Annotated in this window: 4 protein-coding genes and 4 tRNA genes; all 8 read left to right on the forward strand. The window is 44.4% G+C overall.

Features of this window, described 5'->3' with window-relative positions; genetic code table 11:
• Window positions 1-103: 103 nt before the first annotated feature.
• The 8 genes from recA to ACHUFI_RS06970 all read left to right on the forward strand — a co-directional run bounded on the left by recA (window position 104) and on the right by ACHUFI_RS06970 (window position 6,541).
• Window positions 104-1,144, forward strand: coding sequence for a recombinase RecA (recA, locus tag ACHUFI_RS06935; RefSeq protein ID WP_394247618.1), 1,041 nt, complete (start codon window positions 104-106; stop codon window positions 1,142-1,144).
• Window positions 1,145-1,452: 308 nt separating this feature from the next.
• Complete coding sequence (gene alaS / locus ACHUFI_RS06940; RefSeq protein ID WP_394247619.1) at window positions 1,453-4,035, forward strand: alanine--tRNA ligase; 2,583 nt, start codon at window positions 1,453-1,455, stop codon at window positions 4,033-4,035.
• Between the two features lie 203 nt (window positions 4,036-4,238).
• Window positions 4,239-5,426: an aspartate kinase gene (locus tag ACHUFI_RS06945; protein WP_394247620.1), complete on the forward strand. Its 1,188-nt coding sequence runs from the start codon at window positions 4,239-4,241 to the stop codon at window positions 5,424-5,426.
• 92 nt (window positions 5,427-5,518) lie between these two features.
• The gene (gene csrA / locus ACHUFI_RS06950) at window positions 5,519-5,716 is read left to right on the forward strand and encodes a carbon storage regulator CsrA (protein WP_004415691.1); all 198 of its coding nucleotides are present in this window, start codon (window positions 5,519-5,521) and stop codon (window positions 5,714-5,716) included.
• Window positions 5,717-6,013: 297 nt separating this feature from the next.
• Window positions 6,014-6,106, forward strand: a tRNA-Ser gene (locus ACHUFI_RS06955).
• A gap of 45 nt (window positions 6,107-6,151) precedes the next feature.
• Window positions 6,152-6,228, forward strand: a tRNA-Arg gene (locus ACHUFI_RS06960).
• Between the two features lie 49 nt (window positions 6,229-6,277).
• Window positions 6,278-6,370 (forward strand) — tRNA-Ser (locus ACHUFI_RS06965).
• Between the two features lie 98 nt (window positions 6,371-6,468).
• Window positions 6,469-6,541 (forward strand) — tRNA-Arg (locus tag ACHUFI_RS06970).

Genomic DNA, 6,541 nt, shown 5'->3' on the forward strand with positions numbered 1-6,541 from the left:
TGTATGAATCAACAGTATAATAACCACCAATTAGTCACCCTTTTGGGTTTGAAAATAGATTCTAGATGGCTTGTTAAGACAAGCGTGTCACGTGGAGATAGTAATGGACGAGAATAAACAAAAAGCGTTAGCCGCAGCACTTGGTCAGATTGAAAAGCAATTTGGTAAAGGTTCTATCATGCGTCTTGGTGATAACCGCACAATGGACGTAGAAACTATTTCTACAGGTTCACTATCTCTCGATATCGCTTTGGGTGCTGGTGGCTTACCAATGGGGCGTATCGTAGAAATCTACGGTCCAGAATCTTCAGGTAAAACAACGCTAACACTTGAACTGATTGCTGCTGCACAGAAAGTAGGTAAAACCTGTGCTTTCGTTGATGCTGAGCACGCACTAGACCCTATCTACGCTCAAAAGCTTGGTGTTGATATTGATGCGCTTCTTGTTTCTCAGCCAGACACTGGTGAGCAAGCGTTAGAAATTTGTGATGCTCTAGCGCGTTCAGGCGCGATTGATGTCCTAGTTGTCGATTCTGTGGCAGCACTAACACCAAAAGCAGAAATCGAAGGTGAAATGGGTGACAGCCACATGGGTCTGCAAGCTCGTATGCTTTCTCAAGCAATGCGTAAGCTTACTGGTAACCTTAAGCAGTCTAACTGTATGTGTATCTTCATTAACCAAATTCGTATGAAGATTGGTGTAATGTTTGGTAACCCAGAAACGACAACGGGTGGTAATGCACTTAAGTTCTACGCTTCTGTTCGTCTTGATATTCGCCGTACTGGCTCTATCAAAGAAGGTGACGAGATCGTTGGTAACGAAACGCGTATTAAGGTTGTTAAGAACAAGATTGCTGCACCATTTAAACAAGCTGAGACTCAAATTCTATATGGCCAAGGCTTTAACCGTGAAGGTGAGTTGATTGACCTAGGTGTTAAAAACAAACTGGTTGATAAAGCGGGTGCTTGGTACAGCTACAAAGGCGATAAGATTGGTCAAGGTAAGTCAAACTCTTGTAAGTACTTACGCGAGAACCCTGAAGTTGCACTTGAGCTAGATACTAAGCTGCGTGAGTTACTGTTAACTCCAGCGGTCCTTGAAGAAAATGAAGCTGAAGAAACGGCTGAAAACCAAGAGCTATAAGCTTAAACTTATAGTATTAGAAGCCCTGCGTTAGCGGGGCTTTTTGCTTTTTAGTCGATTAGTCAGGTGCTCTTATCGAAAACAGATCCTAGAAATATTCTAGAAAGAGCTTAGACCGTTTGCTATCCCGCAGGTCGCTTCATTACGAGGTAATCCAGCCACTTCTCCAGTCGATAATTCTAAATAAGCCTCATTTCATCTCAAAATTCATTCCTAGCGTGCCTTTTCTACAAGAAAACTAGTCGAAGCCTTAACCATGATCTACAATACGGCAAAATTCTAACTCGACTATTTTCAGGAAGAGCTGCATGTACATGAGCACTGATGAGGTTCGCAACGCGTTCCTTAAGTTCTTTGAGAGCAAAGAACACCAAATCGTAGACAGTTCATCGTTAGTTCCACATAACGATCCAACCCTGCTATTTACTAATGCAGGTATGAACCAATTCAAAGATTGCTTCTTAGGCGCCGAAAAACGTGCCTACACTCGAGCAACTACGGCTCAGCGTTGCGTACGTGCAGGCGGTAAGCACAACGACCTTGAAAACGTAGGTTTCACGGCTCGTCACCACACATTCTTTGAAATGCTTGGTAACTTCAGCTTTGGTGATTACTTTAAAGAAGATGCGATTGCTTTTGCTTGGGAATTCCTAACAGAAACTCTACAACTGCCAAAAGACCGTCTACTGGTAACGGTATACGAGACAGATGACGAAGCTTTCGATATCTGGAACAAGAAAGTAGGTGTACCTGCTGACCGTATCGTTCGCATCGGCGACAAAGAAGGCGGTAAACAGTTCGAGTCTGATAACTTCTGGACAATGGGTGACACAGGTCCTTGTGGTCCATGTACTGAAATCTTCTACGATCACGGTGAGCACATCTGGGGCGGCCGTCCTGGTACACCTGAAGAAGATGGTGACCGCTTCATCGAGATCTGGAACAACGTATTCATGCAGTTCAACCGTCACGCTGACGGCACAATGGAACCGCTACCTAAGCCTGCTGTAGATACAGGTATGGGTATTGAGCGTATTTCTGCAATCATGCAGGGCGTTCACTCTAACTACGAAATCGATGTATTCCAAAAGCTAATCAAAGCGACAGCGGAAGTTGTGGGTCATGACGACCTATATAACCAATCGCTACGCGTTATTGCTGACCATATCCGTTCTTGTTCATTCCTAATCGCTGACGGCGTTATGCCTTCAAACGAAGGTCGTGGCTACGTTCTACGTCGTATTATTCGTCGTGCAGTTCGTCACGGTAACAAGCTTGGCGCACAAGGCGTGTTCTTCCACAAACTTGTGGGTGTATTGGCTGAAGTGATGGGTTCTGCAGCAGACGAGCTGAAGAAGCAACAAGAGCTTGTTGAAAAAGTACTTCGTATCGAAGAAGAGAACTTCGGTCGCACACTCGAGCGCGGCATGGTTATCCTGAACGAAGCACTAGACGCACTTGAAGGCAAAGAGCTAGACGGTGAAACCGTATTCAAACTTTACGATACCTACGGCTTCCCAGCTGACTTAACCAACGATGTAGCTCGTGAGCGTGACTTCACTATTGATGAAGAAGGCTTCGAGAAGGCGATGGAAGCACAGCGTAAGCGTGCTCGTGAAGCTGGTCAATTCGGCACTGATTACAACGCGACGATCAAAGTAGACACTAACACCGAGTTCTGTGGTTACACAGCTACTGAAGGTGCTGGTGAAATCTCTGCGCTATTTGTTGATGGTGAAGAAGTCTCTTCACTATCGGCTGGCGATAAAGCAATCATTATCCTTGAAGAGACGCCATTCTACGCTGAATCAGGTGGTCAATGTGGCGACACAGGTACGCTAAAAACTGCATCTGGTCTTTTCAAAGTTGAAGACACTCAAAAGCTAGGTAACGCATTTGCGCACCACGGTGAGCTAGTTGAAGGTGTATTTGCTAAGGGCGATAAAGTAGAAGCAACGGTTGACGCTGAGCGTCGTGCTGCTATCTCACTAAACCACTCTGCAACTCACTTGCTTCACTCTGCACTGCGTGAAGTTCTAGGTGAGCACGTTGCTCAGAAAGGTTCTTTGGTTAAGCCAGACAACCTACGTTTTGACTTCTCTAACCTTGAAGCGGTAACACTTGAACAACTTAAAGAAGTAGAGCGTTTGGTTAACGCGCAAGTTCGTAAGAACCATGTAATTGAAACTAACATCATGGACATCGAGTCAGCGAAAGAAAAAGGTGCGATGGCACTGTTTGGCGAGAAGTACGATGATGAAGTTCGCGTTCTGTCTATGGGCGATTTCTCTACTGAGCTTTGTGGCGGTATCCACGCAAGCAACACTGGTGACATTGGCCTATTCAAGATCACTTCTGAAGGTGGTATCGCAGCGGGTATTCGTCGTATTGAAGCGGTAACGGGTGAAGCTGCACTAGATGCAGTAGAAGCCCAGAATAACGCTTACGAAGAAAAACTGGCAGAGTCAGCTAAGAAAGCGAAATCTCTAGAGAAAGAAATCCAACTGCTTAAAGAAAAGATGGCTGCAGCAGAAAGCGCAAACATCATGGGTAAAGTAGAAAAGATCTCAGGTACTAAGGTACTGGTTGCTGCAATTGAAGGTGCAGACAACAAGAACCTACGTACTATGGTTGATAACGCTAAAAACCAAGTGGGTAGCGGCATCATCCTGATCGCTAACGTTAACGAAGGTAAGATTGGCTTGATTGCTGGTGTGACGAAAGATCTCATCGGCAAAGTAAAAGCGGGTGACCTAGTTAAGATGGTTGCTGAGCAAGTCGGTGGCAAAGGCGGCGGTCGTCCAGATATGGCTCAAGCGGGCGGTACTGATGTAGCTGCGCTACCAGAGGCATTACTGTCGACTCGAGCATGGCTAGAAGAACGTCTGTAATCTGAATAGTTAAATTCACAATGCCCAATCAATGTTTTTTGATTGGGCATAATTTATTGTGTGAATACTTAATTTAAATTAACCAAGTGGTTTGTATCTAATACGAATCACTTGGTTAATTTTTTTGTGGCTTACGACTTTATGCTGTGAGTTTCTTATTGTTTTGTCATATATAGACATATGTCTTAGGAAGGTGAAGACTGGTGAACAAACCTCTTATCGTGCAAAAGTTTGGTGGGACGTCGGTAGGTTCTATTGAACGTATTCAGAAAGTGGCCGCTAACATCATTAAAGCAAAGCGCGCAGGCAATCAGGTGATTGTGGTTGTGTCTGCGATGTCGGGAGAAACTAACCGTTTAATGGGGTTAGCGACTGAAATTGATGCGGTTCCAAATGCTAGAGAGCTAGATGTATTGCTGACAGCTGGTGAGCAAGTCTCGATGGCCTTGCTTTCCATGGCGATAAATAAGTTAGGGAGCAAAGCGATTTCTCTAACTGGTCAACAGGCTGGAATCAACACAGACTCGTTACATAATGATGCCACGATAAAAGACATTAATGTTCAACCAGTGCAGAAGCTTCTTGATGATGACTACATCGTCATTATTGCTGGCTTTCAGGGTGTCAATGAAAAGGGTGATATTACTACGCTAGGGCGCGGTGGCTCAGATACGAGTGCTGTGACTATAGCGGGGGCTTTTCACGCTCAAGAGTGTCAGATTTATACTGACGTTGATGGTATTTATACTTGTGACCCACGCGTCGTACCTGCCGCTAAAAAACTCGATAGAATTGATTTTCCATCCATGGAAAGTATGGCGCGCAAGGGAGCCAAAGTGCTTCACCTTCCATGCGTTCAATATGCTTGGGCTAACAATGTACCGTTAAGAGTCCTGTCCAGTTTTGAATGTGGTCAAGGTACACTAGTGGCTGGAGATGAGCCGGTAATGGACATTACCGGTGTGGCTCTTCAAAGAGAAATGGTCTGGGTCGAGACTTTGCCTGATTCGATTGAGGCTCTTATCTCCCAATGCCGAATGCTTGGTGTTGATGTGGGTTGTGTGATCAAGGAAACAGATCGAGCAGCTGTACTTGTTAAACGCGACGCAAGCCTAAAGTTAAAGCTGGTTTTTGGTGAGAAAATCCGTAATAGTGAGAATGTTAGTTTACTCACAGTAGTGGGCAACGATGTAAAAGGAATTGCTGAAAGTTCACATGAACTGTTGTCTGAAAAGCAGGTAGATGTACTTCATTTATTGGTTGAACAGCAGTCCTTAATGTTGGTGGTCTCACCGATACAGGTTGATGAAGCCGCAAACATACTTCATGATGCATACATAACAGCGTACGAAGCTTGTAGTTATCGACGAAAAGAAGTGCATTTTGGTTAAATAAACTAAATAGATAGTTTACGAAAATATAACTTTTGTTGGATAATGCTCTCGTAGCTAGATAATTTTAGAGATTACTCAAGGAGCAAAGAATGCTAATTTTGACTCGCCGTGTTGGCGAAACACTGATGATTGGTGATGAAGTGACAGTTACTGTACTAGGTGTGAAAGGTAACCAAGTACGTATCGGTGTAAATGCACCAAAAGAAGTATCTGTTCACCGTGAAGAGATCTACATGCGCATTCAAGCTGAAAAAGGTAACGGTAACGTTGCATCAGGCAACTACTAATACGTTTTGCGTGTTAAAGAGAAGGCTAGCATTTGCGCTAGCCTTTTTTGATCTATACAAAATAAATACGAAAGAGAACTCTGGCTTACTTGTTCAAGAGCAAAGTGATTCTAATCAACGAAATAGAACGCTTCATTTGATAAAAAAAGACCCGAGAATATCGGTGTATTTCAGTTGGAAAGTTTAATTTGCAATCGCTTTGATTAAATACGCATCGGTTAAGCGATTTTCCCCAATTTTTTCTAATAAAGTGTTTGACATATTTTTGGTAAATCGTAATATGTGCCTCCGCAAGACGGTGAGGTGGCCGAGAGGCCGAAGGCGCTCCCCTGCTAAGGGAGTATGTGGTTTGTAGCTGCATCGAGGGTTCGAATCCCTCCCTCACCGCCATTTCTTGCTCGTTTGAATTAGCAAGCAAACAAAGAAGTATAATGCGCGTCCTTAGCTCAGCTGGATAGAGTACCTGGCTACGAACCAGGCGGTCGGAGGTTCGAATCCTCCAGGACGCGCCATTCTCTTTATTTTCTTCGTGATGAAGTAATGACAGAGAATAATGAATTTGGTGAGGTGGCCGAGTGGCCGAAGGCGCTCCCCTGCTAAGGGAGTATGTGGTTTGTAGCTGCATCGAGGGTTCGAATCCCTCCCTCACCGCCATTCATTACAGGCCCTTTGGGCTTTTTTTTGTTTCATTAGAAACGAAATGTGATATATTTCACAACTTATTCGAAGTGTATGCTTTGAAACATTATTGCGCGTCCTTAGCTCAGCTGGATAGAGTACCTGGCTACGAACCAGGCGGTCGGAGGTTCGAATCCTCCAGGACGC

It is taken from the genome of Vibrio profundi (genome assembly GCF_043642225.1).
GTDB classification, from domain to species: domain Bacteria; phylum Pseudomonadota; class Gammaproteobacteria; order Enterobacterales; family Vibrionaceae; genus Vibrio; species Vibrio profundi_A.